We start from the raw sequence: 23,922 nt of genomic DNA on the forward strand, positions 1-23,922 counted from the left end.
AACAAACCATGATGGAACATGAATATCAGCCGATCAGCTTCAAAGACGTCCTCATAGAGATGAAAGACGTCTCGGAGCTGATGGTCGATCTTTCTTATTCAGCGATCCTCTTCGATAGCAAAGAGATAGCGCTCGAGGTGATCAACCTCGAGGAGAGCATGAACAATCTGGTCTATCAGGCCAGGATTCAGAGCGTCCTCGGCGCGAGAAGGATCGAAGAGGCCGAGGCGATGAGCGGGATGCTCCAGGTGGCCGAGGCTGCGGAGAGAATCGCGAACTCGGCCTCGGATATAGCAAAACTCATCTTAAAAGACATTCGGTTCCCCGCAAAGCTCAAGCGTGTCTTCCCGGAGGCCGAGGAGATCGTCACTCGCGTCATCGTCAGCCAGGGAAGCGAGGTTGCCGGCCGCACGCTCGGCGATCTCAAGGTCCAGAGCACGACAGGCATGCAGGTGATCGCCATCCGGCGCGGAAAGGGCTGGATCTACGATCCCGACAAGAATACCCGGGTGGAGAATGAGGATATCCTGATCGCGCGGGGACCGGAGGCCGGAGAGGGGATCCTCTCCGTGATGGCGGGGTCGGGTGAGCGCCCCCGGGTCGAGGTCTCGCCCGCGGGCGAGGTCGACGATCTCGACCGGGCGGTTCAGCTGATCATCGAGATGAAGAACCTCTCGGAGCTCTCCGTCGGGCTGGCGTATACCTCCCTCCTCTTCAACAATATGGAGGTGGCGCACGAGGTGGTCGCTCTCGACAGCACGCTTGATGATATGCGCTACGACCTGGATCTCTGGATCCTTGAAGCGGCACGGAAGATCGAAGACGTGCGCTATCTTCGCGGCCTGTTGTATATGTCTTCGTTTGCGCAGGCGATCAGCGATTCGGCCCATTCGATCGTCGACGTCCTGCTGCGCGACATCGAGATCCCGCCGATCTTCAAGAAGATCGTCCGGGAGTCGGACGAGATCATCACGCGGATGACCGTGACGCCGTCGTCGCCGCTTGTAGGGAGAACGCTCAAGGAGATGTCGCTTGCGACGGTTACGGGGATGATCGTGCTCGCCATCAAGCACGGCGACCGGTGGGTCTACCGCCCGGGAAAGAGCGTCAGGCTGGAGAGCGGCGATACCATCATAGCAAAGGGCAGACGGGACGGTGAGTGCAGGCTCTACGAACTTGCCGGGCACACCGTCGAGGTGTCCGAAGAATAACCGGGAGAATTACTATGGGAGATACGGAAGATACAATTGTTTACCGCCTCGGTGCGAACTGCAGTCTCGACGAGGTGGAGGAAGGAAAGACTTACCTCGGACGGGTGCAGGGATTTGCCCCGTTCGGCGTTTTTGTTCAGTTAAACGACCGCGTCAAAGGGCTCGTTCATAAGAGCAACGTGAAGGTGCAGCATACCGAGCGCGACCCGATCATCGTTCACGTCCTCCAGATCCGGAGCAACGGCAACATCGACCTCGAGGAGGTCACGCCGACTGTCTACCAGACGGAGAACGTGACCCGGACGACGACGACCGTGCTTATTGCCGATATCGGGAAGAAGATCGGCAGGACCGTGCTGGTCGAGGGCGAGATTGCCCAGATCAAGCAGACGTCGGGGCCGACGATCTTCACGGTCGTTGACGAATCGGGCACCGCGAACGCCGCAGCGTTCGTCGAGGCGGGCGTCCGCGCGTATCCCGAGGTGGAACTCGGGGATATCGTCGCCCTCACGGGCGAGGTGATGCAGCGCAACAACCAGCTCCAGATCGAGGCCTCGTCCATGATGGTGATGGAGCCGGAGGATGCGGCACGGGTCAGGGAGCGGATCGACGCGGCGCTCGATGAGCGTGCGGAGCCCCCAGATCTCCCGTTCCTGGTGGAGAGCGAGGTTCTCGAAGCCCTCCGGCCGCAGATGCGCAACGTGGCAAAGGAGATCAGAAAGGCCGTCCTGACCGCGCGGCCGATCATCCTCCGGCACCACGCGGATGCGGACGGTATATGCGCCGCCGTTGCCGTCGAGCAGGCGGTGACTGCGCTGATCCGGGAGAGCGCCGGGGATTTCGACGCGGAGTACTTCCTCTTCAAACGATCCCCATCCAAGGCTCCGTTCTACGAGATCGAGGACATCACGCGGGATCTCGACTTCGCCCTCAAGGACAACGTCCGCTACGGGCAGAAGATGCCGATGATCCTCCTGATGGACAACGGGTCGACCGAGGAGGATATGCCGTCGCTGAAGGTGACCCGGATCTTCGGCCTGCCGGTGATGGTCGTCGACCACCACCACCCCGACGAGATCGTGGACGATTACCTGATCGGGCACGTCAACCCCTACCACGTGGGCGGCGACTACGGGATCACGGCCGGGATGCTGGGCACGGAGGTCGCCCGCATGGTCAACCCCGCGGTCGAGAACCAGATCCGGCACCTGCCGGCAATCGCGGGGGTCGGCGACCGGAGCGAGGCGCCGGAACGTGCCCGCTACCTTGCGGTCGCGGCGCCCGAGTACTCGGAGGACGACTGCCGCGACATCGCGCTCGCGCTCGACTACGAGCAGTTCTGGCTCCGGTTCAGCGACGGGAGAGAGATCGTCAAGGACATCCTGAACCTCTCCGGCGAGCCCGAACGCCACGACCGGTTCGTTCACCTGCTGGTCGAAGAGGCGAACCGGGCGATCGAGGAGCAGCTCGAGGCCATTATGCCGCACGTCGAGAGCCGGATGCTCGAAAACGGTGCTCACCTCTTCATGCTCGATGTGGAACTTTTCGCTCACCGGTTCACGTTCCCGCCGCCGGGCAAGACCTCCGGCGAGGTGCACGACCGGCTGGTCAGGGAGCACCCGGGAGAGCCGGTCGTCACGATCGGGTTCGGGCCGGACTTTGCCGTCCTGCGTTCCCGGGGCGTCATGATGAACATACCCCGGATGGTGCGCGAACTGCATGGCGAGATCGTCGGCGGCGGCGTGAGCGGCGGCGGCCACCTTGTCGTCGGGAGCATCAAGTTCGTGGAAGGGATGCGCGACGTGGTCGTCGACAGCCTGATCAAGAAGATTGGTGAAGCGCCAATCTGATCGCTACTTCTTTCTCGACGGCGCTCCGGTCGGGCTGCTGCCGCGGCTTGTTCGACCTCTTCCGGAGTCCCGTCCGGTATCGGCCGCGTACGGGGTCTTCGGGCGCCGGTGCTGCACTGTCGCTTCGTTCTCTTATCAGGTAATCGCGCTATGCAACGGTGCATGATGCCGCTGTGTTGTGGGGCGCACCGGGCATTTAACCGCTGATGCGATTTTGACAATGACCGAAATATAAAAATAGGTTTATTCCCAACGGAGGTTCTCATGACCGGAAACCTATGGGTGTTGAGAGCACTCCTGGTCGTGCTGTTTGTGGCGGCAGCGGGCGTTGTGTTCCCCGCAGCGGCGCAGAGCACGGCAGGCATGGAACCCCTGACCTGGACACTCGCGCCGACACCCGGCGAGACTCCCGAGGAGACTCTGACGGAGGAGACTGCGGTAGAGACCCCCGACGACGAGACTCCTGAAGCAACTCTGGACGAGACGATCGAGGACGAACTACCCGAGGATACTCTGGACGGGGCGATGGAGAACGAGACCCCTGAAGAGACCCTGGCTGGGACGGTAGAGAACGAGACCCCTGAAGAGACCCTGGCCGGGACGGTAGAGAACGAGACCCTTGAAGAGACCTTGGCCGGGCCGAGCGGCAATACGACCAACGAGAGCGCCCCTCCGGTCGTAGTCGAGACGGATGAGGCGACGCCGGCAGAGACGTCCACGGCCGACCTGCCGACGTTCACGCCGATCCAGGCGGCACAGGTCAACGGGAGTGCGACACAGGCCGCCCCCCTCTCGATCGCCGGTGTCGTTCTGGCCGTTGCAGTTGCAGGACTCCTCGTTGTGATCGGACGAAACAGGAAGTGATGGCAGAGGGGGGGAGAACGGCAGCCGGAGCATGCGGCCGATCTCCATGCCGGCCTGCTATGGGGAGGACATCGGGTGCGACCCGCCCCTCTCCCTCCGTACCTGCGCTCACGGCGGCCGTCTATACCGCCCGGGCTGGAGATCGTGCTCCTCGCCCGACCGATCGAAACGACGATGCCCAATAATATACAATGATTTGTATACTCCTCTTAAGATTCTACGATCGCAAATGGGTAGGTATAAATATTGATCTTGACAAAAAGCACTTGCTCACGAGGGAATCAGTCGATGTCGACAAAAGACCGTATCAAAGAGAAATATAGCGACACCCAGCGGAAGATCCTGTATCACCTCAAATCCGGGCTGCGAGCCGGGAAATCTTACTTTAAATCCAAGTATATCGCAACCGATCTTGGCCTTTCCGCAAAAGAGGTCGGCATTAACCTTGCTATCCTCTCCGAGATCTGCGATGAGCTGGATATCAGGCGCTGGAGTTACTCCAACAGCACGACGTGGCGCGTCACCTCCCGTGCATCATAATTTTATCCTGTGACACTCTATTTTACGGCATGAAGATCATTGAGTTCGAAGCAGCCGTCGAGTTTGTGGCCAATATCAATGACCACAAGGATTGTCTCATGTCCCAGGACAAGAACCACGAAAACCCGGAGGTGCTCTGGTTCAACATCGATGTCCCCAAGGGGCACGGCGTGCGGGCCGGAGACCGGGTCAGGGTGACCGTCGAAAAGATCTGAAGCGTCACAACTGCAACCGCATCGCCGGGCGTGTTCCGGGTTTTATCCGAGAGGGGTAACGAAGTATTCGGGGAGCGTCTCCAGGGTGATGCGGTATGAATCCACTTCATCCACACTGACGATGAGGTAAAAGTCCTTTCCTCCCCTCTCGACGTTTTTGACGATGCTGCCCGGGTAGTGCAGGTCGGCTCCCTCTACGATGGTCCCGCTCTCGAGTTCCACGAGTGCCATCCTGAAATGCGCCGCCTCGGGCCTTATCGTCGAGGAGACACTGCAGTTAAGTCTCCATACCGCGTACGGCACGTGGAAGGCCTCGGTGATGCCGCCTCGCCCCTCCTCGATATACGCGAACGGAATGATCCTCTGATTACCCTTCCATGGCGGGTCGGAACCTCCGTAGAGTGTGAGGTTGCCGGGGAGGTGGCAGCAGGGGTATTCCCAGAATCTGGTCGCGTAGGAGAGCCTGGCGAGTTCGATCGACGCGGCCGGGGTCTCTGTAGGGGGTACGGTAACAGGAAGCGTCGGGGCGGGGTTTTTCGGGATCTCCGGCCCTGCATCCGCTACGGGCGGCCGAAAGGCCAGTGCCAGCACGGAGACGATGATCAGGGCGGCAAGAATGCTGAAGACGTCGCCTTTATCCACAGTTTTAAAAGGATGTATAGAGTAAAAAGTTCTTCGGGTTTGACCTCGCGCCCTCGCCCGGAGATCGACGAGGGACGCCTTTCGGGGGTTGGATTGACCCGGTTTTTTCATAACCCCTCTGATGATTGAGATTCTAAAACGGAACCGTTAATATGGAGCCGTGACTACGCTTCTGTGAGAGCATGGAAATCACTGAGGTGCGCACGTGGGTGATATTTTATCTGATTTCGTTCGTGGTGCTCCTTGCGGCGACCTTCATCACAACCCAGAGCGGCAGCCAGCTCTGGATCAGCCTGACGCTCATCATCGTCGTCGTCGGCGTAAATTTCTACCTGCTCTTCTCTGAGTTGAAGCGTCACAAGGCCAGGAAGGCCTTCATGCACCGGATGTCGCAGTTCGAGGAGACCGAGACGGACGTGGAATCCGGGTACCTCTGGTGATGCTCAGGCGGCCCTGCGCAGAATCTTCTGCATGCTGTTGTACGGCACAAAGAGGTGCTCCACCTCTCTTGCCAGGTACTCGGTCTTGCCCATGACGTAGTAGCCGTCGACGGCAAGTGCAGAGTAAAAGAGATGCGTAAGGTCGTTCTTCTGCTTCTCGGTAAAGTAGATGGTGACGTTACGGCAGGTGACGGCGTCGAGGTACCGGGCGATGGGGGCGCCCGACATCAGGTCGTGCTCCCGGAATTTAACCAGGCTTTTGATATGGGGGCGAACCTCGAACGTGCCGTCGTCGTGGCTGATGAAGTGCTTGCGGAGTCTCTTCTCGTCGACGTTCTCAAGCGCCTTTCTGTCGTAAACTCCGGCGATGGCTTTCTGCAGCACCACGGTATCGATATCGGTCGCGTATATCGTTACGGTGACGTTTTTATGGAGAGTCATCAATTCGTGCGCGAGGATGGCGAGTGAGTAGGGTTCTTCACCCGTGGCGCAGCCGGCGCACCAGATCCGGATTGATTCTCTGCGGCGGGCGAGATCAGGCAGTATCTCCCGGCGTATCACTTCGAAGACCTCCGGGTCGCGGAAAAATTTTGTGACGTTGATGGTGAGGGCGTTCCTGAGCAGATCGAGTTCCTGCGGATTCGCGAGGAGGTACCTGTGATACGCCTCAAAATCTGTGGTGTTTGTCAGGCGCATCCGGGAGAGGATACGCCGTTTGATGTAATCTTCCTTGTAGTTCGAGCACTTGATCCGAACCAGTTTCTCGATGCTTCTCTGGAGCGATGCGAATTCATCCATGGAACAGTCTACTCATGCCGGGTGCTGGTTTACGGAAGCGATCTAGTGGTTTCCGAGATCGCTGCCGAGATCGCCGATGACTTTCTGGACGTCGAGCCAGATGATGAGGGTCTTTGCCTTCTCGTCCTCTTCGTCCCCTATTTTGATGATTGCCTTGACATAACTGCTGATAGACGATGTAATACCGTCACTGATGCGTTCGATCTGGTCGTTCCGGACCGATACGACGCTGTGAACGTCGTCGACGATGATCCCTACGTTCGATCCGTTCGTCACGTCCGGCATCAGCACGACAATCTTTCGGTTCTCGGCCTCATCGGATTCAGGAAGCCCGAGGAGGTTACGGAGGTCGATGATGTTCGTGATCTCGCCTCGCAGGTTGATGATGCCTGTAAGGTATTCGGGAGCACGGGGAAGGGGAGTGATCGGCATCATCTCCACGATCTCTCGTGCTATCTGGATATCCAGTGCGTAGTGCTCCTCCCCGAGCTGGAACTCCACCACGTCTACGGATGCTGCCATCATCTCCTCCCTAGTTCAGTTTGAACTGCATCATTACCTTCTTGAGCTGTTCGGCCATGCTTGCCAGTTCATGGGATGCGCTTCCGACCTCCTCGGTCGATGCGCTGACCTCTTCGGCGAGTGCCGCCATGTCCTCCGTGCGGTCCAGACTCTCCTTGGTCATGTGGGTGGACTCGTCCATCTTCTGCATGACGTTGTTGGTGGAGCCCGCCTGGTCTTCGGTGGCCTTGGTGATCTCACTGATGCCGCGGGTGACCACTTCCACGCTGTCGACGATCCGGTTTAAGCCCACGATGACTTTGTCGACACTCTCGAGGCCGGCCTGGATCTCCTGGTGAGATGCCTGCATCGAGTCGGTGGTCTTTTCGGTGCTTGCCTGGATCGTCCGGATCAGATCCTCGATATCCTGGCTTGCCCGCTTGGACTCTCCGGCAAGGTTCCTGATCTCGCCGGCAACCACGGCGAACCCGCGGCCGTGTTCTCCGGCCCGGGCGGCCTCGATTGCGGCGTTCAGCGCGAGGAGGTTGGTCTGGTTCGCGATGTCGGCAATCAACTTGACGATGTTGTTGATCTCCCGCATCTGGTTGTTGAGGGTGCTGATCTCCCCCACGGTCTGCTTGGAGATCTCCTCGACGAGCTGCATCTTCTTCGTCGCGACCTCTCCGAGCGTTGCCGCGTCGTTTCCTTCCTTGGAGGCCTTCGAGGCCTGCTCCATGACCGACTGCGACGTGCTTGCAATCTCCTCGATGGATGCCGAGAGGTCGTTGATATCCATCCCGATCTCCTCGATCTTCTCGAGCTGGCGGCGTGCGTCCTCGGACGACTGCTGCGTCGAGACAGCGACCTGCTCCGTCGCCCGGATGATCTCGTCGGTGCTCTTGCTGACCTCCTTCGTCGTCATGTCCACCTGATGGGCGGCTTTCGTCACGTCGGCAAGGAGCGCGCGGATTGCGGTCAGCGAGGCGTTGTAATCGTTCTTGACCTCGTGGAGCGGGTCGTCAGTCGCTGTTTCCACGAACGCCGTCAGGTCGCCCTTCGCCATGGCGGCAAGCGCGCTCCCGAGTCCTCTGGCGCTCTCTCCAAGCCTCTCGCTCTCCCGCTTCGCGGTCTCCATCAGTTCGCGGATCTGGTCCTCCCTCTCCCGCTGCTCGGTCCAGTCGTTCCAGACGTAGAAAGCCATCTCGATCTCGCCGTTCCGGTCAAGGATGGGGATGGCATTCAGGGTGAGGTATTTCCTGACGCCGTCGGGCCACTTGACCATGACGTCCGTCCGGGCGAGTTTCTTCGTCTCGTAGCAGGCGTAGAAGTGGTCGCCCTCAAGGATGGTGATGTCGTAGTCGTAGAGTTTCTTTGCAAGCGTCTCTTCGCGGGTGCCCCGCCACATCCGGGCATACTCGTCGTTGATGTCGATCCGGCTCTTGTCCGCGCGGAGGGTTGCGATGGCGAGCGGGTTCTGCTTGATCATCGCGTCGACCCGGTGCTCGGTATCCTTGACCTCCTCCTCCTTCGCCTTGAGGTCGGTCCAGTCGTTCCAGACGTAGAAGGCCATCTCGATCTCGCCGTTCTCGTCGAGGATGGGGATGGCGTTTAAGGTGAGGTATTTTTTGACGCCGTCGGGCCACTGGACCATTGCGTCCGTCCGGGCGGGTTTCTTCGTCTCGTAGCAGGCGTAGAAGTGGTCGCCGCCGATGACGGTGATGTCGTAGTCGTAGAGTTTCTTCGCGAGGGTCTCTTCGCGGGTGCCGCGCCACATCCGGGCGTACTCGTCGTTGATGTCGATCCGGCTCTTGTCCGCGCGGAGGGTTGCGATGGCAAGCGGGTTCTGCTTGATCATCGTGTCGACGCTGTGCTTGAGACTCTCGGCCTCTTCTTTCTCATTCTGGAGGTCGGTCCAGTCGTTCCAGACGTAGAAGGCCATCTCGATCTCGCCGTTCTCGTCGAGGATGGGGATGGCATTCAGAGTGAGGTATTTCCTGACGCCGTCGGGCCACTTGACCATGACGTCCGTCCGGGCGAGTTTCTTCGTCTCGTAGCAGGCGTAGAAGTGGTCGCCGCCGATGACGGTGATGTCGTAGTCGTAGAGTTTCTTCGCAAGCGTCTCTTCGCGGGTGCCGCGCCACATCCGGGCATACTCGTCGTTGATGTCGATCCGGCTCTTGTCGGGGCGGAGGAGCGCGATGGCAAGCGGATTCAGTTTGATCATCGTGTCGATGCGATGCTGCATCCTCTGGATCTCCTCCTCCTCCTGCCGTTTTTCGGTGAGGTCGTTGTAGACCATGAGGATGCTCTCGACCGCGTTCTCGTTGTCGAGCAGCGGGATGCCGTACTGCTCGAGCGTACGGGTGCCCGAGGGGAGTTCGACGACGACTTCCGCATAGACGCGCTTCTTCTCCTGGATTGCCTGTCGGAGGCCGGAACCCTTCTGGGACGATATCCTGAAGTCTTTCAGGCTCCTGCCGAGCACCTGATCCATCGGGATCCCGCTCATCTCGGCGTAGGCCGTGTTTGCCATGGTTACTTTGAAGTCCGGATTGACGACCAGGATGGGCATCGGATTCTGCTGGATGATCGTATCGGATCCCTTCAGAAGCATCCTGGCCTCTTCCAGCCGGTGCTTGAAGCGCTGCTTCTCCTCCTGTTTCTTCTCGAGCAGCGCGTTGATCGAGGTGGCCAGCGGCCGGTAACTCTCCGGAATGCCGGTGAGGTCGATCTGCACGGAGTCGTCGCCTTCAAGCGCCGCGTGGAGTGCGGCCTCGATCGCCCCGGGGAGTACCACCGCTCCCTGTTCCTGCGTCTGTCCTGTCATGCCCGGCACAATCGGCCCGGTAAATAATGCTTTCCTTCCTGGTTTATCGATCATCGATTACACATCCTCATCATGTTTTTTTGTCCCGTTCGGTGAGCGCAGTCGCTATCGCCCGGTATTCCCTGCCGGCATCGCTCTCGGGCGCGTAATGGGAGATAGGGAGCCCCTTTTGCTGCGTCTCATAGATTGCAGGAGAATACGGGACCGTGAATACCTGCTTGAACGCTTTTCTTACCTCGGATTCGAACGCCTTCAGCCGCTCTCTCTCCTTCTCCTCTTCCGCGGAGGAGGCGGGCAGGAAGATCCGTTTCAGGAAAAGCGCAAGCCCGCCTGTTCCGGCCGCCGGGTCACCCGATCCTTTCCAGCGGGTGAGAATGGCGAAATCTGCGCCGACGTCTTCTCCGAGCATCTCCCTGATGTCGCCGAAGACCGCAGACAGGGCTTCCATGCCTTTCAGGGCGAAAGTACCGGCATCGAGGGTGACGACGGTGTGATCCGCTGCGACGAGGCCGTTGATGACGAACTGCCCCATGCTCGGTGGCGTGTCGATCAGGATGAAATCGTAGGCGTCCTTCACCTGCGCGAGCGCCTCCTTGAGCAGCCCCGCCCGGTTCTCGATACCGTAGAGATAGGGTTCAACCCCCACGAGGTCCAGAGTTGCCGGAGCGAGATCGATGCCCGATGCCGTGGAGACGATCACATCGGTGATCCCGGCATCGGAAAAGCCTTCAAAGACACTCATGAAGACGTCATACATGCTCAGTTCGAGGGTTTCGGGGTTGACCCCGAGACCCGTGGTGGCATTGGCCTGCGGGTCGCAGTCTACGACCAGAACACTCTTCCCATCTTTCTGGAGGTACCCTGCAACGTTAAGGCACGATGTCGTCTTTCCCGTACCGCCCTTATGGTGGGCGAACGCTATAATCGTAATGTCCAGCACCCCTCAATACCTCTATTTGAAATAGGTATTATTAAATCTACTTTTATTATGCTATGTATATTCCGAGCGTCTCGCGTTTTTTGAAATATTCTTTCGTCAAAGAAGATGAATTGAAGGTTTTTTTGCCATTGTATCTCGGGGGATTCGGAGGCGGAAAATGAGCGCCGTACAAGCCAGTCGCTGCCGGGAGATTCGGCGCCTGGCGGGGCGGCAGATTTTAACGTGAGATATCGCCGTCGGTGGGGAGTACAGCGGGTTTCCTGTCTCCGGGATCGATTGCGGCCCGGAGCCTCTGCACGCGCTCGGAGATCGACGGCCGGTAGTCGGGCTCGGAACGAAGCATCCCGGGGATTACACTTTTACGGCGGGGGGACGACGCCCCTGCCAGCAGGCCGGGAAGAAGGTTCTGGAGGAGATCTCCGGGATCCCTGACCCGGTAGCAGCATCTCATCGCATCGGCAGCGTAACGGTCGGCTACGAATTCTTCATCGCACATACGGTGGTAGTACGTCCGGTAGGCGAAGAAGGCGGTCAGGAGGAGGAGGGCGATGAAGGCCGGCTTTGCACCCGGAAGGTCTCCGGCCTGCAGGGGCGGGTGCCCGAGGAAGACGAGGCAGAGGAGAACCGGGAGGGCCGGAAGGGCTGAGAGGAGAGATGAGCCCTTCCGTACGTGCCCCTCTTCGTGGAGCAGCACGAACCGGAGCGCGTCGTCGCTTGCCCACGCAAGGTTTCTCTCGTAGAATGAATGCCGGTAGCGGATGCAGTTGAGTGCGGGGCATCCCCGCAGGGAGACGGTGAAGGGGCATCTCACCAGCCTCCTCCTGCGGTCAATCAACCCCTTCTCCTGAAGTTCCCGGAATATCCGGTACAGGCGGGAATTGCGGTCGGCCTCACTCATTATGGTGGAATTATAATTATGGTTATATATTAAATATTGCTCCGGGACGAATTGCCTTCATTGCGGAAATTTCCCGATTTTATCTCCAATGATACGTGGATGGAAGTTCCTCCCGGCGATGCGCCGTCCGATCCGGCACAGCCCTCCCTCTCCGGTCACCTGCGGAGAACGAACCCGGACGTGCGCCTGCACGCCCTCCAGGAACCCGGGCAGTTCCCGGACCGCGCCCTCCGGTATCGAGCCCGGAATCCGAAACATTTGCAATCTCCGTTTTTTCACAATATTTTAATAATAGCAGCCAAAATTCTGAATGAATAGAGTGGAGGTGAATCTGGAGAACGGGAGGGGCCATACGGCCGTGCTTGCGCCCGCACGGCGTACGGCTCCCCGGTTCTCCGAGCGAATGTCCAGAACATATGCGATTCTTCTGATACTGGCCCTTGCCGGCCTCGCCGGGGCTGCCGGCTGCCTCTCCACGTCGTTTGGGGAGGTGACCTACAGCGGCGACGCCATGCGGGTCCATGTGGAGAACCCCGGCGAGCCCGTCGAGAACGCCGTGCTCCAGATTACGATCATGGAGGTGGTCGGGCTTGAACAGCACGAGGCCTTCTCCGAAGCGCGGTATATCGACCTTGTTACGGGGGAGAACGAATACACGATCCGGGCAGACCTGCAGCCCGGCTCATACAAGGCCTTTCTGACCATCTTCGTCGGCAGCGAGCGGAGAGCATCGGTCATCCGCGACCTGGAGGTAACAGCCTGACCCCGGCGGGACTCGCGGCGGCGCGGGGGCTCGAACCCGCGGATGCCGTCTTCTCCGGAGCGGAGGTCTTCAATCCCTTCGCGTGCTCCTGGGAGCGCACGGACTTCGCGGTGAAGGACGGCCGCATCGTCGGCATCGGGGAGTACGAGGGGAAGCGCGAGCATGACCTCTCGGGCGCTTACGTGGTGCCCGGCCTGATCGACGCCCACGTCCATATCGAGAGTTCGCTCCTCGCGCCGGCGGAGTATGCCCGGCTCGTCCTCGCGCACGGCACGACGACGGTGATCGCCGACCCCCACGAGATAGCAAACGTCTGCGGGGCGCCGGGGATCGACTACATGCTTGCCGAAGGGGCGCGGACGCCGCTCGACGTCCTGGTCATGCTCCCCTCCTGCGTCCCGGCAACGCCCTTCGATAAGGGCGGCGCCGTGCTCACGGCCGCAGACCTCGCCCGGTTCCGGGGCAGGGAGGGGGTCGTCGGGCTCGCCGAGGTGATGAACGTCCCCGGCGTCCTCTTCGGCGACGAGGATCTCCGGGCGAAGATGGATCTCTTCGAGGTCATCGACGGCCATGCGCCGTTCCTCTCGGGAAAGGACCTGAACGCCTACATCTATGCCGGCGTCCAGAGCGACCACGAGTGTACGGAGCTTTCCGAGGCGCGGGAGAAACTCCTCCGGGGGATGTACGTCATGATCCGGGAGGGCTCGACGGAGAAGAACCTCCGCGACCTCCTTCCGCTCGTCGACGCCTGCACGGCGCCGCGGTGCTGCTTCGCCACCGACGACCGGCACGCCGACATGCTCGCCGGGGAGGGGCATATCGACGACTGCATCAGAAAGGCGGTCGCGTGCGGCCTCGAGGTCGAGCAGGCGCTCCGTATGGCCACGCTCTCCGCCGCCGGAAGGTTCGGGCTCCACGACCGGGGCGTTCTCGCACCGGGCAGGCTTGCCGACTTCTGCGTCGTCGACGATCCCGACCGCTTCCGCGTCCTCCGGACGTTCAAGCGCGGCGCCGAGGTCATCGACGCCGGCTACCTGCCCCCTGCCTGCCCGGCGTCTCCCATGCACGTCCGCGTGCCGGAACCCGGCGATATCCGGTTAGCCGGGCGGGGGGAGGCGCGGGTGATCGGGATCGTGCCCGGTCAGATCACGACCCGGGAGATGCGCTGCTCCGTAGACGCCGCCGGGATCCCGGATCTCGACCGCGACATCCTCAAGGCGGTCGTCACCGACCGCTACCGGGCTACCGGCTCCGGCGTCGGGCTCGTGCACGGCTTTCACCTGCAGGAAGGGGCGATCGCCGGGTCGGTCTCCCACGACTCCCACAACATCGTCGCGGTCGGAGCCGGCGACGCCGATATCGTCCGCGCCGTCGCCGAGGTGGTCCGGCTCGGCGGGGGCCTCGCGGTGGTCTCCGGGCGCGACGTAACTGCGCTCCCGCTCGAGTGCGCCGGACTGATGTCGGCCCTCCCCTACGACGAGGTCGTGCGGCGGCTTGCGGCCCTCGAGGAGCATGCCCGGCGGCTCGGCGCGATTGCAAATCCCTTCATGTACCTCTCGTTCCTCGCCCTGACGGTCATCCCCGAGATCCGGGTCACGGAGCGCGGGGTCTTCGACGTCGGGGCGTTTGCGGACGTGCCGCTGTTTGAGGAGTGAGAGGACGTGCAGGGGTGCTCTCCCCTGACTTTTTTTGGTTGTGTTTCCGGTTGATGGGATTTCACGCGAAGCCGCGAAGCCGCGAAGGTGGTGTGGTTGCGAACAGTTCTCTTCGCGCACTTCGCGGCTTCGCGTGAGTTGATAACATCACCAAAACCCCGTCACCGCCCCCGGCGCCAGCACCGCGATCAGGAGCAGGACCGCCGGCTGATGCAGGAAGTAGATGAAGAGCGAGTGTCGGCCCAGGAACTCGAGCGGCCGGGCAAACGCCGGTTCCGCAACCGTGAGCGGGCAACTCCGTTTTCCGTCGGGGTAGAAGAGGCGGCCGACTGCCATCCCGACCAGGACGAGGCCGAACCAGGGGAGGAGCGGGACGTAATCGAGACTCGAAAAAGATTCCGGCCGGATGCCGAGCCAGAGGAGCGGCCACGGGCCCGTGACGAGGCTTGCCGCGTAGCCCGCGATGAGGCAGGCGATGCTCGCGATGAGAAGTTTTTCCGTATCAAGCCGGGCGAAGAGCGGCGCAAGCAGGATCGCAAGCCCGATGAAGTGCAGGATGCCGAAGACGATGTAGACGTTCGGTAGAAAGAGCCAGGTGACGGCGGTGATGACGAGGCCGTAGCCGAATATGGTGAGGCCGCGCCGGACGTACTTGAGCGCGAGGCCGCGTCTATCAAGCCGTCGTGCTGCCCGGGCGTAACTGATGGTGAAGGAGAGCCCGACGAGGAAGATGAACGTCGATGCGGTCAGGTAGGCGAGCATCCTGAGGAACCCGCCGGAGACGTCGAGCGGCAGGACGCCGAAGAAGTCGAGGTCGAAGGCCGAATGGAAGAGGATCATCGTCACGACGGCGATGCCCCGGGCGAGGTCGATCTCCCAGTAACGCTCTCCCGGCATGATGCTCCGTCAGAAGAGCCTTCGCCGGACGGGGGCGCCGCAGGCAGGGCAGGTCTTCGTATCGGTTATCTCCCGGCTCTGCTCCCCGGTGGGCTCGTTGTAGAGCCGGGAGAAGCCGCACTGCCGGCTGCACTCGATCACGACGAACGGGCTACAGATCCTGCCCACGTTCTCTCACCCCGCCTTGCTGCTGTAAGCGTATCATGAATTGCCTACAGTTTCATGGAACGCTATCTGATAAGCATTTACCCGGGGGGGAGGCACCATTATTCCCCTGCCCGTTCTACTTCTTTCATGAGCGACCGTGACGAGCATATCATAGAGGCCGCCGGCAGGTGCCGGGTCGTGATCCGGAACGGCGGGGTGGTCGAGGTCGGGACGCCGCAGATTGGGGACTGCCCGCTGGCACGCCGGTTCGCCTTCCCGGTCAAGGAGATGACGACGGAGGAGATACGGAAGAATATCGAGGAACGGATTCGATCGTTCGGGATGTGCACGCCGGAGCGCGAGGTCCTTGCCGGGCCGGACTTCGTCATCTTCGGGGCCTCGGAACTCCTGAGCAGCGCCGTCCGCCGGGGAGATCTCGACGCCGCGGTGATCGTCTCCGACGGGGCGGGGACGCTTGTTGCGACGAACCCCGCCCTCATCCAGGGGATCGGCGGCCGGATGTCGGGGCTCGTGAAGACGAGCCCTATCCGCGAGGTTATCGCGCGGATCGAGGAGAACGGAGGCGCCGTCCTCGATCCGGCAACCGCCGCGATCGACCAGGCCGCCGGCGTCGCCCTGGCGGCAGAACTCGGTCATCGCCGGATAGCCGTGACCACCGCAATTGCCGCCGAAGCGGCGGCCATCCGGGAGCGTTTCCCCGGTGCCGTGATCGTCGCCGTCCACACGACCGGGTTCTCGCGGGAGGACGCCGCCCTGATGGCCCGCTCGGCCGATCTCCTCACCGCCTGCGCCTCGCGGCACATCCGTGATGAGGCGGCGAAGACCGCGCTCCTCCAGGCGGGGACGTCGATTCCGGTCTTTGCAATGACGGCCGCAGGAAAAGGAATCATTCTCGGCAAAGTCGCGGAGACCGATCAGCAGGTCATCGTCCACGGAGCGCGCCTTCCGGTGCCGGGCTCGCAGTCGCCCTCGCCGCTCCGCTGATTACCTGCCCGTAATGCCGACGTGGCCCGCGAGTTCGGCAAACTCGGCCAGAACGATGTCGGCCTTTATGTCCGGCACGCTGCCGTCGCGCCAGTCGCCGTAGGCGGCGAACGCGGTCACCATCCCGAGATGTCTCCCGGGAGCGATGTCGCGGACCAGACTGTCGCCCACCATCATCGCCCGCGCCGGAGCCGCATCGAGCCGCCGGAGAGCGCAGAGGAGGGAGTCGGGCTCCGGTTTCCGTCTGCCCGAGATCTCCGGGGTCACCACGGTCTCGAAGTAATCGATGAGCCCGGTCTTCTCGAGTCGCCGGCGTGCCTGGGGCGACTCCGCGTCGGTCACGACCGCGAGAGAGATCCCGGCGTCCCCGAGGCGCCGGAGCGTCTCCTCGACGCCCGGGTACGCCTCCACCAGGCCGAGTTTCACGTCTTCGTAGGTGCGGCAGCAGACCTGAAACGTCCTCTCCTCATACACCCCGAGATCGTTCATGTAGTCGCGTATGTTCTCGTGATCCTCGAACCCGTGAATTCCCCGGAGGAACTGCGAGAAGAGCGCTTCGGGGTCGCCGGCTCCGAGGTGGTCGACCACGCACCGGCACGCCTCCCGCTTCGCTCGCACAAAGTCAAAGAGGGTGTTGTCCATGTCGCAGAGGACCGCCTCTACCGCGTTATGCCGAGTGCCGTCAGGTTTCTGCATATCTTGAGTTCCCTCATGAATGCACGGTACGCCTCGTCGTCCCGGAAACGGACCTTCAGTTCGTCGAGGTCGTTGCCCTTCCCGCCGTACTCCCCGAAGATCGTGATGCCGTTGCACTGCACGAACCCGAAGACGGCGGCGATGTTGAAGAGCAGCCGCCGGAACGCCTGCGCCGTGCAGGCTGTTGCCTCCAATATATATGGGCGGTCGAAGTAGAAGTACTCGAGCCCCTCGGCCATGCAGAGGTCGGCCATGTAGATGTCGGCGGTCAGGAGAACCGGGAGGGCATACCGCTCATCCTCGAACTTCCGGAGCGCCCGGACGATATTGCGGTCGTTCTCCTCGGAGAGATGCGTATGCGGCCCCGGCGCGGCGATCTCCGTCGCCCGGTCGCGGATGGTGCGGTACTCCTTCAGCGCGAGGTACGCCGCTTTCCTCGACCGCTTCATTCGTTTGTTCTCGAGCTGGGCGATTTGTTCCCGGCAGTCGGGCGCCAGTGCCGTCATCTCCCCGATCGCCTTTGCCGGGTACTTGCGGTTGATGGCATACGCGATCTCGTCCCGGACGGTATCGACGATCAGGTAGGAGGCGTGATCGATCCCGGGGTTGTTCGATGCAAACCCGTGGTAGAAGAGGTTCGTATCCAGGCCGAAGAAGACGGCTTTCTTGAGCTGCCCGTAGGATGCGAGCATCGCATCAAAGGCGGCCTGGTTCACATAGCGGGCAATCCCGCTTGCGAACATGCACTCCTGGAGATCGGCGTAGGAGGGAAGTTCCGCGGAGACCGGCTCGTATCCGGCGAGCCAGTCCCGGAAGGTCTCGCGGGATGCGGGCAGTTCGAGCGAAAACCCGGCTCCTTTCGGACGTGCGACCAGGATATCTCCCTCGTAGAGCGGGTACGTGACGCGGATCTCGTCGAGACTGTTGATGAGAACCTGCAGTTCGCCCTCCCTGACGACCGTATCGTTCATCCTCTCGCCCCCGCATCCTCCATGATATCCCGGATCTGCTGGATCTGATGCGGGATCATCATGTAGGGTTTTGCAACGTCATCGGTGTTCTTCATGGCGAGATAATAGATGTGCCGGATATCGAGCCCCGCGACCGAGACCGCGATCAGCGCCCCGGCGACCGTGACCTTCCTGCCCGAGGTGATGTCGATCGCCACATCGAATCCCTGCCGGATGAGGTCCCCGGCAAGCGACCGGATCGTCTGCCCGGCCCGTACGAAGTCGGCTTCCGGCAGGATCTCCGTCCCGATCGCGGGTGTGAACCCGTATCCCTCAGAGACGGTTCCAACCGCTTCGGCCGCGATCGATGCTTCCTGCGCGTAAGGCTCTTCGGTGACGATAATGACCCGTTCGGGGCGCAGCCCCTTCTGGTGCAGGACTGCGTGGTAAGCGTTGACGAGCGCCCATGTCGAGCGTCCGAGAAGTGCTATGTAGGCGTCGCCGGAGGCGGGTGTCACGGGGTCGATCACTGCTTCAAGACTCACCCTGATGCTATATAGGCTTTGTCGGGGCCGCTCTCCCGGGATCGGAGTTCATGGCAGGTACTCAGGGGCCGTATCCTCCGTAATTTTTGGATAATTGGCTCTGTATTCGCTTCCCCGGGAACTGTGTCAGGGTTCTTGCCTGATCGTGGCGGCATTTTGCTCCCGGGGCTCCCTGAATACGCCTTTAACGCCGAATAAATTGGAAAATACCGCGAAATATTTGGCAAATATTTTATGATCGATACCCCCATAGTGGTATAGTAGAGCGCGAAATTACCCGGAGAGATATGACCCATGGAGATACGAAGAGTGCGATTGCGGACACCGGAAGACATCTGGGGGCTGGCCGACCCGGAGCAGCAGGGGAAGACACGTCAGGACGCCATCGATGACGGGGATCTGATAGAGATCACCCGGATGGGGAGGGATCTGGGCATCACGTTCCCCCTCGCGGTCTCGGCACGGGCCGCACAGAGCATGGTTCCGTTCCCGAACATCCCGCAGGAGACCGTTACGGAGAACCTCTGGGACACCCTTCATGCGTTCAGGGACAAAGCCTGCACGACGACCGAGGGGGAGTTCGAGTTTCAGGTCAGCCTCTACCAGAACGGCCTTGTTCCCACACTGAAGTTCAAGGCCGCGGTCTCCCCCGGGGACGACGGCGAACCGGTCATCACCATCATGCTGCCGGACGAGAACTGGGAGACGATCGGGTGCGGACATCGTCGTAGCGCAGGCGACGCAATGCTCACCGTCGACGACGTTGCCTCGACCCTGAACTTCACCCCCGGCCGTATCCGTGAGTTCATCCGGGAGGAGCGAATTCCGGCGGTCAAGTGCGGAGGCACCTGGCGGATCAAGCGCTCGGAACTCAACCGGATCATGAACGAAGGGTTCTGATCGGCTGTTCGGGGTTGCATTCAGGTGCCGATGGTGGTTCGTTCGACGGCAGAGCCGAACTTCTCCGGATGGTTCCCGGCCATGCAGCAACATAGCGGTTGACCGATCACGCCAACGATACAGGGCCCCCGGCAGGCTTATACGATCCTTGCGGCACCGCACCCGTGACCCCCGGCCCGGTGCGCCTCACCGGTGCGATACGGGCGCTGCCCGGGGACCCCGGGGCCCGGGGAGCTAATATTTGTTCCTGAAACAGGTGATATATAAAAGTTTTTTTTATTTCTGCGGCACGAGAAACAAACATATTTAATTTTTAGACGTAGAGTAGTCATTATGTGCATCGAGGCCCGACGAGCAGTCCCGGACAGCCAATCCGCCGATGCGGCAGCCGGAATCCGCGATGTAGTGGTGGTGTTGCCGGTATCCGCGGAAAGACGCGTGCCCTGGCCCGTTGACGACCGTTCACCATCTCAGACGTTACGTACCCTTATCTGCGCAATCTTTTGGATCATCTGCCTTCTTCTCCTCCTGCCCGGTGCGGGAGTGCCGGGTATGCCGGCGGTTGAATCCGTATGCCCTATCGTGGCTCTGCCCGGGCTCTTCGGGCCGAACGGTTCTTCGCTTATCAGGCACTGGATAAAGAGGGATGCCGAAGAGAGCGATGGTGAGGACGACCCCGAACCCCCGGACGCCGGTATGTCCGTCGAGGCACCCCCGGGCGGGCATGCCCCGGCCGACGACAGGACGAGCGTCTTTGAGAGGCTTGATAATGTCCCCGATGCCCTCCGGCGGTTCGATGATCTCGTTTCGCCGGACGGGGCGGCTACCCCCCCTTCCCCGGCGGAGTTTCTCGCGGACAGTCCCGGAGTTATCGCCTCCCCTGACAAGATCGACGTCCCTGCCCCGGCGGAGGGAGCAAAGACCGACGAAGTCTTCCCTGACTTTTCTCTCCCGGACAAAACCCCGTCCCTCTCTTCCGACGACCTGCCTGCCCCGTACCCCGGCGCCCTCAGCGACGAGGAACTCATGCAGATTCTCGAGTTCGACGACGATGCTTCCCGGTCCGGGATCGACGAGCTCGAATTCGAGCTCGATTTAGCGGAGGAAGAACCGGCGCCCGTGGCCGCCGGGAGCGATGAACGCCCGATAGAGTCGCTCATCGACGACCTCGGCAGTGACGATGCCGAGGTTCGCGGGCGTGCCGTCGGTGCCATCGCAGAGCGCGGGGCCGACGCCGTAGAGCCCCTGGTCCGGGCCCTTGCTCTTGCGGGCGACCGGCGGCGATGGTGCGTCGCCGAAGCCCTCGCCCTGATCGGCGAAGATTCGATCCCCGCGCTGATTGCTGCGCTCGGGGACGCTACGGCGCAGATCGGGGCGGCAGCCACGCTCGTGCGCATCGGGAGTCCCGCCGTGTCCCCTCTCATCGCGGCGCTTGCCGGCGATGACGGCGAGGTGCAGTTCGGTGCCCGTTACGCGCTCCGGGAGATCGGCGACGAGGCAATCCCCTCCCTTATCGAGGCTCTCGGTGCGCCTGAGCGGAGCATCAGAAGATCGGCGGCCTCCGTCCTCCGGGAACTCGGATGGAAGTCTCCCGACGACGCCGGCGCGATACGCTACCTCGTCGCCGACGAAGCGTGGCTCGATGTCGCGGATTACGGTGAAACTGCGGTCGAGCCCCTCGTCCGCATCCTGAAGTCCCCCGACAGGGAGGTGTGGTGGAACGCCGCCCGGACTCTCGGGGAGATCGGCGGAGCCGCGATCGATCCCCTGGTCGAGTTTCTGCACGAAGCGGACGATGAGATCCGCCCTCTGGCGGCCATGGCGCTCACGGAGATCGGTTCTCCTGCGGTCGAGCCGCTCATCGGGCTGCTCTCCGTCCCCTCCCTCCGCGGAACGGCGGCGGCGGCCCTGGTGAAGATCGGCGAACCGGCGGCGGAGGCGTGCATCCGCGCCCTGGACTCCACGGACGGGGAGGTAGAGGAGACGCTTCGGAACGTTCTCGGGGCGCTCGGCGAGCCGGCGGTGCCGGCCCTGATCCAGTCGCTGACGTCCGGGCAGTCCCGTATCCGATCCCGGGTGGCCATAATTCTCGCCAGGATGAACTGGGAACCCTGGAGCGACGCTGAACGGGCCTGGTACCTGATTGCCCGGGAGGAGTGGATGGAACTTGCCCGGATGGGCTCGTCGGCCGTCGAGCCGCTGATCCGGACGCTCAACGGCGACGACGACCGTATACGCTGCGAGGCTGCGGCGACGCTCGGCGAGATCGGCGAACCGGCGGGGGTGGGACCGCTCGTGGATGCCCTCGCCGACGAGGCCGTCGCCCCGGTGGCGGCGGATGCGCTCGTTGCCATCGGAGAACCGGCCGTGGCGCCCGTCCTCGAGATCCTCGAAAATGGGGGCGGGGCCGCCCGGGAGAACGCCGTCGAAGTTCTGGGCCGGCTCGGGACGCCCGAAGCGGTTCCGGCCATCGTCGAACTCGTCAGGACCGGCGAGGATCGTCTTCACCGGAAGGCCGTCGACGCCCTGATCGGCATCGGTGCGCCCGCGGTAGACGCTCTCATCCCCCTCCTCGGCGAGGAGGGCGACGGGCAGGCAGGAGCGACGGCTGCTCTCACCGGGATCGGCGATCCGGCCGTCGAACCGCTTGCCGGGGCACTCGGCGGCGAGAACTCGTCGATCCGGATGGGAGCCGCAAGAGTTCTCGAGAAACTCGAGTGGGCTCCCGAAGAGGGGACAGAGGAGGAGATCGTTTACCTGATCGCGCTGCAGCGATGGCCGGAGGTCGTGGAGCTCGGTGCTCCCGCCGTCGATCTCCTGGTGGCACGGCTCGGCGACCTCGATGAGGCGGTGCAGGCCGCGGCGATGGAGGCGCTGGTCGGCATCGCCGCCCCTGCGGTCCCTTCCCTGATCCGGTTGCTCGGCAGAAAGGCGCTCCGCGAACCGGCGGAAGAGACGCTTGTCGCGATCGGGGAACCGGCGGTGGAACCGCTGATCCAGGCCCTGGACAAGGTTCGGCTCCGCAAAACGGCCGCCGGGGTCCTGGTCAGGATCGGGAGGCCTGCAGCCGGCGCGCTCGTCCCGGTTCTCGGGCATCCCGAGATCGGGCAGACGGCAGCCGGGATTCTCGAGGCGATGGGGGAGGCTTCCTTCGAGGCGCTGGTCGAGGCGCTCGGAAACGACGATGCCCTGATCCGGCAGCGGGCGGGAGATGTGCTCGCCGGTCTCGGGGAAGCGGCTGCGGCTCCGCTCATCGGGGCGCTGGGGCACCCCGACGATACCCTCCGGCTCGGGGCGATCGATGCCCTCACCCGATTCGGGGACCCGGTCGTCGATCTTCTTACGCAGGCTCTCAACGATGAACGCTATCTGGTCCGGCTGGGTGCGGCCGAGGTCCTCGGCAGAGCCGGATGGGAGCCGCAGACCGAAAGCGAGACCGTCTGGTATCTGATCGCGAAGGAGCAGTGGGCTTCCGTTGCCGGGATCGGGCCCGGTGCGGTCGAGCCGTTGATCCGGACGCTCAACGATCCCGACAGCGCTATCCAGGTGGGTGCGGCACGCGCGCTCGGCATGATCGGGGGGTCTGCAGTCGCGAAGCTGATTTACGAACTCCGGACCGAGCAGGACGGCACGCAGAGAAAGGCGGTCGAAGCGCTCAAGATGATCGGCGAACCGGCGGTCATCCCGCTCATCGACGCGCTCCAGGACCGTGACTGGCAGATCCGCCTGGGGGCGGCGCGGGCTCTCGTCGGTATCGGCGATCCGGCCGTCGAACCGCTTGTCCGGGCTCTTCGCGCCGCCCCTCCGGCAATCCGGATGGGAGCGGCCGCGACGCTCGGCAAGATCGGGAACCCGGCGGCCATCGAACCGCTGACCGATGCGCTCCTGCAGGACGACTGGCGCCTGGGGCGCGTCGTGGTACGGGCGCTCGGCATGATGGGCGAGCCGGCGGTCAGGCCGCTTCTGCGCGTCCTCAGGGACGGGAACGATGCGTCCCGGAAGAGCGCGGTGGCGGCGCTCGTCCTGATCGGCGAGCCGGCGTGCCGTCTGCTCCCCGGTGCCCTCACCGACGAGCATTTCCGCGTCCGTGCCGGGGTCGCGGATGCTCTCGACCGCCTGGAATGGTCGCCCGCAACGGGAGAGGAGGCGGTCGTCTACCTGATTGCAAAGGAGCGGTGGGGCGATCTCGCCCGGGTAGGACCGGTCGCGGTCGAACCGCTGCTCGCGGTGCTCGACGACCGCGACGACAGCATCCGGCGGCGGGCGGCGAAAGTCCTCGGGGAGATCGGCGACCCGCGTGCGGTTCCGGGGCTCATGAACCTCCTCCACGACGACTACTACAGCGTCCGCCGGGAGGCCGCAACGGCAATCGTCGCCACGGGGGCCCCGGCGATGGAGCCGGTCGTAGCCGCACTTGGCGACCCGGACGGCGATGTCCGGAAACGTGCGGCGGACGTGCTCGCCGAGATCGGGGATGCGCGGGCAATCGGGGCCCTCGAGCGCATCTTCGACGACGAGGACTGGTATGCCCGGAAAGCCGCCGAGAATGCGGTGGAGCGGATCCGGGCACGGGCGGGAAAGGAGACCGGCGGTCTGTAGGCCGGTTCGGGCTCTTTGCCCGCGATTTCGGTTTTTACA

At 62.4% G+C, this 23,922-nt stretch carries 22 protein-coding genes; 11 read left to right on the forward strand and 11 right to left on the reverse strand.

Translation table 11 applies throughout. The annotated features are described in order from the left end of the window. The first annotated feature begins 8 nt into the window (after nt 1-8). From SZ63_RS09190 to SZ63_RS09210, 5 genes are all read left to right on the forward strand, one after another. Nucleotides 9-1,211 carry a potassium channel family protein gene (locus SZ63_RS09190; protein WP_048184484.1) on the forward strand — a complete coding sequence of 401 codons (1,203 nt, stop codon included), beginning with the start codon at nt 9-11 and terminating at the stop codon, nt 1,209-1,211. A 14-nt stretch (nt 1,212-1,225) separates the two neighbouring features. Beyond that, nucleotides 1,226-3,061, forward strand: coding sequence for a DHH family phosphoesterase (locus SZ63_RS09195; RefSeq protein WP_048184487.1), 1,836 nt, complete (start codon nt 1,226-1,228; stop codon nt 3,059-3,061). A 264-nt stretch (nt 3,062-3,325) separates the two neighbouring features. Further along, entirely contained in the window at nt 3,326-3,925 is a 600-nt protein-coding gene (locus SZ63_RS09200) for a hypothetical protein (protein WP_048184489.1), read from the forward strand. Between the two features lie 288 nt (nt 3,926-4,213). Then, complete coding sequence (locus SZ63_RS09205) at nt 4,214-4,465, forward strand: DUF7123 family protein (protein ID WP_048184491.1); 252 nt, start codon at nt 4,214-4,216, stop codon at nt 4,463-4,465. 29 nt (nt 4,466-4,494) lie between these two features. After that, entirely contained in the window at nt 4,495-4,680 is a 186-nt protein-coding gene (locus SZ63_RS09210; RefSeq protein WP_048184493.1) for a hypothetical protein, read from the forward strand. Nucleotides 4,681-4,722: 42 nt separating this feature from the next. On the opposite strand, the gene SZ63_RS09215 is transcribed toward SZ63_RS09210, so the two are convergent. Continuing rightward, nucleotides 4,723-5,322 carry a hypothetical protein gene (locus SZ63_RS09215; protein ID WP_048184496.1) on the reverse strand — a complete coding sequence of 200 codons (600 nt, stop codon included), beginning with the start codon at nt 5,320-5,322 and terminating at the stop codon, nt 4,723-4,725. A gap of 182 nt (nt 5,323-5,504) precedes the next feature. Between SZ63_RS09215 and SZ63_RS09220 the strand changes: the two genes are divergently transcribed. Further along, on the forward strand, nt 5,505-5,762 hold the full coding sequence (locus SZ63_RS09220; protein ID WP_048184498.1) for a hypothetical protein: 258 nt from the start codon (nt 5,505-5,507) through the stop codon (nt 5,760-5,762). A 3-nt stretch (nt 5,763-5,765) separates the two neighbouring features. On the opposite strand, the gene SZ63_RS09225 is transcribed toward SZ63_RS09220, so the two are convergent. The 5 genes from SZ63_RS09225 to SZ63_RS09245 all read right to left on the reverse strand — a co-directional run bounded on the left by SZ63_RS09225 (nt 5,766) and on the right by SZ63_RS09245 (nt 11,726). Continuing rightward, nucleotides 5,766-6,560, reverse strand: a complete 795-nt coding sequence (locus SZ63_RS09225; RefSeq protein WP_048184500.1) for a CheR family methyltransferase — start codon at nt 6,558-6,560, stop codon at nt 5,766-5,768. A gap of 42 nt (nt 6,561-6,602) precedes the next feature. Next, nucleotides 6,603-7,082 (reverse strand): chemotaxis protein CheW, encoded by a 480-nt coding sequence (locus tag SZ63_RS09230; protein WP_048184704.1) that lies wholly within the window; start codon nt 7,080-7,082, stop codon nt 6,603-6,605. 10 nt (nt 7,083-7,092) lie between these two features. Continuing rightward, nucleotides 7,093-9,888, reverse strand: coding sequence for a methyl-accepting chemotaxis protein (locus SZ63_RS09235; RefSeq protein ID WP_241481301.1), 2,796 nt, complete (start codon nt 9,886-9,888; stop codon nt 7,093-7,095). 70 nt (nt 9,889-9,958) lie between these two features. Continuing rightward, nucleotides 9,959-10,828, reverse strand: a complete 870-nt coding sequence (locus SZ63_RS09240) for a ParA family protein (RefSeq protein ID WP_082122732.1) — start codon at nt 10,826-10,828, stop codon at nt 9,959-9,961. A gap of 217 nt (nt 10,829-11,045) precedes the next feature. Next, nucleotides 11,046-11,726 carry a M48 family metalloprotease gene (locus tag SZ63_RS09245; protein ID WP_241481302.1) on the reverse strand — a complete coding sequence of 227 codons (681 nt, stop codon included), beginning with the start codon at nt 11,724-11,726 and terminating at the stop codon, nt 11,046-11,048. 310 nt (nt 11,727-12,036) lie between these two features. Here SZ63_RS09245 and SZ63_RS09255 point away from each other — a divergent pair, with 310 nt between their 5' ends. Both SZ63_RS09255 and ade read left to right on the forward strand, forming a co-directional pair. After that, complete coding sequence (locus SZ63_RS09255; protein ID WP_048184506.1) at nt 12,037-12,489, forward strand: hypothetical protein; 453 nt, start codon at nt 12,037-12,039, stop codon at nt 12,487-12,489. Continuing rightward, nucleotides 12,486-14,144 (forward strand): adenine deaminase, encoded by a 1,659-nt coding sequence (gene ade, locus SZ63_RS09260; protein ID WP_048184508.1) that lies wholly within the window; start codon nt 12,486-12,488, stop codon nt 14,142-14,144. Before SZ63_RS09255 ends, ade begins: the two co-directional genes overlap by 4 nt. A gap of 147 nt (nt 14,145-14,291) precedes the next feature. Here the strand turns inward: ade and SZ63_RS09265 are convergent, their stop codons facing one another. Beyond that, nucleotides 14,292-15,041 carry a heparan-alpha-glucosaminide N-acetyltransferase gene (locus tag SZ63_RS09265; RefSeq protein ID WP_048184510.1) on the reverse strand — a complete coding sequence of 250 codons (750 nt, stop codon included), beginning with the start codon at nt 15,039-15,041 and terminating at the stop codon, nt 14,292-14,294. A 9-nt stretch (nt 15,042-15,050) separates the two neighbouring features. Beyond that, nucleotides 15,051-15,209 (reverse strand): hypothetical protein, encoded by a 159-nt coding sequence (locus tag SZ63_RS13075; protein ID WP_169746320.1) that lies wholly within the window; start codon nt 15,207-15,209, stop codon nt 15,051-15,053. A 126-nt stretch (nt 15,210-15,335) separates the two neighbouring features. Here SZ63_RS13075 and SZ63_RS09270 point away from each other — a divergent pair, with 126 nt between their 5' ends. Beyond that, nucleotides 15,336-16,193 (forward strand): methanogenesis marker 8 protein, encoded by an 858-nt coding sequence (locus tag SZ63_RS09270; protein WP_048184513.1) that lies wholly within the window; start codon nt 15,336-15,338, stop codon nt 16,191-16,193. Here SZ63_RS09270 and SZ63_RS09275 read toward each other — a convergent pair whose 3' ends face one another. Genes SZ63_RS09275 through SZ63_RS09285 form a run of 3 tightly spaced genes read right to left on the reverse strand, consistent with a single transcriptional unit; the run spans nt 16,194 to nt 18,384 of the window. Continuing rightward, nucleotides 16,194-16,889, reverse strand: a complete 696-nt coding sequence (locus SZ63_RS09275) for an HAD family hydrolase (protein WP_048184514.1) — start codon at nt 16,887-16,889, stop codon at nt 16,194-16,196. Then, nucleotides 16,853-17,860 (reverse strand): PIN domain-containing protein, encoded by a 1,008-nt coding sequence (locus tag SZ63_RS09280; protein ID WP_048184517.1) that lies wholly within the window; start codon nt 17,858-17,860, stop codon nt 16,853-16,855. Before SZ63_RS09280 ends, SZ63_RS09275 begins: the two co-directional genes overlap by 37 nt. Then, complete coding sequence (locus SZ63_RS09285; RefSeq protein WP_241481304.1) at nt 17,857-18,384, reverse strand: hypothetical protein; 528 nt, start codon at nt 18,382-18,384, stop codon at nt 17,857-17,859. Before SZ63_RS09285 ends, SZ63_RS09280 begins: the two co-directional genes overlap by 4 nt. Nucleotides 18,385-18,678: 294 nt before the next feature. On the opposite strand from SZ63_RS09285, the gene SZ63_RS09290 reads away from it, so the two are divergent. Then, entirely contained in the window at nt 18,679-19,284 is a 606-nt protein-coding gene (locus tag SZ63_RS09290; protein WP_048184521.1) for a helix-turn-helix domain-containing protein, read from the forward strand. A 552-nt stretch (nt 19,285-19,836) separates the two neighbouring features. Then, on the forward strand, nt 19,837-23,883 hold the full coding sequence (locus SZ63_RS09295) for a HEAT repeat domain-containing protein (protein WP_241481305.1): 4,047 nt from the start codon (nt 19,837-19,839) through the stop codon (nt 23,881-23,883). Nucleotides 23,884-23,922 lie beyond the last annotated feature (39 nt).

Origin of the sequence: Methanoculleus sediminis (assembly GCF_001017125.1) — an archaeon.
Classification (GTDB): Archaea; Halobacteriota; Methanomicrobia; order Methanomicrobiales; family Methanoculleaceae; genus Methanoculleus; species Methanoculleus sediminis.

What these genes read in the sequence shown, in the direction of transcription:
- SZ63_RS09225 (WP_048184500.1), bottom strand. Translation starts at nt 6,560, where the DNA reads ATGGATGAATTCGCATCGCTCCAGAGAAGCATCGAGAAACTGGTTCGG.
- SZ63_RS09245 (WP_241481302.1), bottom strand. Translation starts at nt 11,726, where the DNA reads ATGAGTGAGGCCGACCGCAATTCCCGCCTGTACCGGATATTCCGGGAA.
- SZ63_RS09200 (WP_048184489.1), top strand. Translation starts at nt 3,326, where the DNA reads ATGACCGGAAACCTATGGGTGTTGAGAGCACTCCTGGTCGTGCTGTTT.
- SZ63_RS09295 (WP_241481305.1), top strand. Translation starts at nt 19,837, where the DNA reads ATGCCGGCGGTTGAATCCGTATGCCCTATCGTGGCTCTGCCCGGGCTC.
- SZ63_RS09275 (WP_048184514.1), bottom strand. Translation starts at nt 16,889, where the DNA reads ATGCAGAAACCTGACGGCACTCGGCATAACGCGGTAGAGGCGGTCCTC.
- SZ63_RS09220 (WP_048184498.1), top strand. Translation starts at nt 5,505, where the DNA reads ATGGAAATCACTGAGGTGCGCACGTGGGTGATATTTTATCTGATTTCG.
- SZ63_RS09235 (WP_241481301.1), bottom strand. Translation starts at nt 9,888, where the DNA reads ATGACAGGACAGACGCAGGAACAGGGAGCGGTGGTACTCCCCGGGGCG.
- SZ63_RS09210 (WP_048184493.1), top strand. Translation starts at nt 4,495, where the DNA reads ATGAAGATCATTGAGTTCGAAGCAGCCGTCGAGTTTGTGGCCAATATC.
- SZ63_RS09255 (WP_048184506.1), top strand. Translation starts at nt 12,037, where the DNA reads ATGAATAGAGTGGAGGTGAATCTGGAGAACGGGAGGGGCCATACGGCC.
- SZ63_RS09205 (WP_048184491.1), top strand. Translation starts at nt 4,214, where the DNA reads ATGTCGACAAAAGACCGTATCAAAGAGAAATATAGCGACACCCAGCGG.
- SZ63_RS09230 (WP_048184704.1), bottom strand. Translation starts at nt 7,082, where the DNA reads ATGGCAGCATCCGTAGACGTGGTGGAGTTCCAGCTCGGGGAGGAGCAC.
- SZ63_RS09280 (WP_048184517.1), bottom strand. Translation starts at nt 17,860, where the DNA reads ATGAACGATACGGTCGTCAGGGAGGGCGAACTGCAGGTTCTCATCAAC.
- SZ63_RS09270 (WP_048184513.1), top strand. Translation starts at nt 15,336, where the DNA reads ATGAGCGACCGTGACGAGCATATCATAGAGGCCGCCGGCAGGTGCCGG.
- SZ63_RS09195 (WP_048184487.1), top strand. Translation starts at nt 1,226, where the DNA reads ATGGGAGATACGGAAGATACAATTGTTTACCGCCTCGGTGCGAACTGC.
- SZ63_RS09190 (WP_048184484.1), top strand. Translation starts at nt 9, where the DNA reads ATGATGGAACATGAATATCAGCCGATCAGCTTCAAAGACGTCCTCATA.
- SZ63_RS09290 (WP_048184521.1), top strand. Translation starts at nt 18,679, where the DNA reads ATGGAGATACGAAGAGTGCGATTGCGGACACCGGAAGACATCTGGGGG.
- SZ63_RS09265 (WP_048184510.1), bottom strand. Translation starts at nt 15,041, where the DNA reads ATGCCGGGAGAGCGTTACTGGGAGATCGACCTCGCCCGGGGCATCGCC.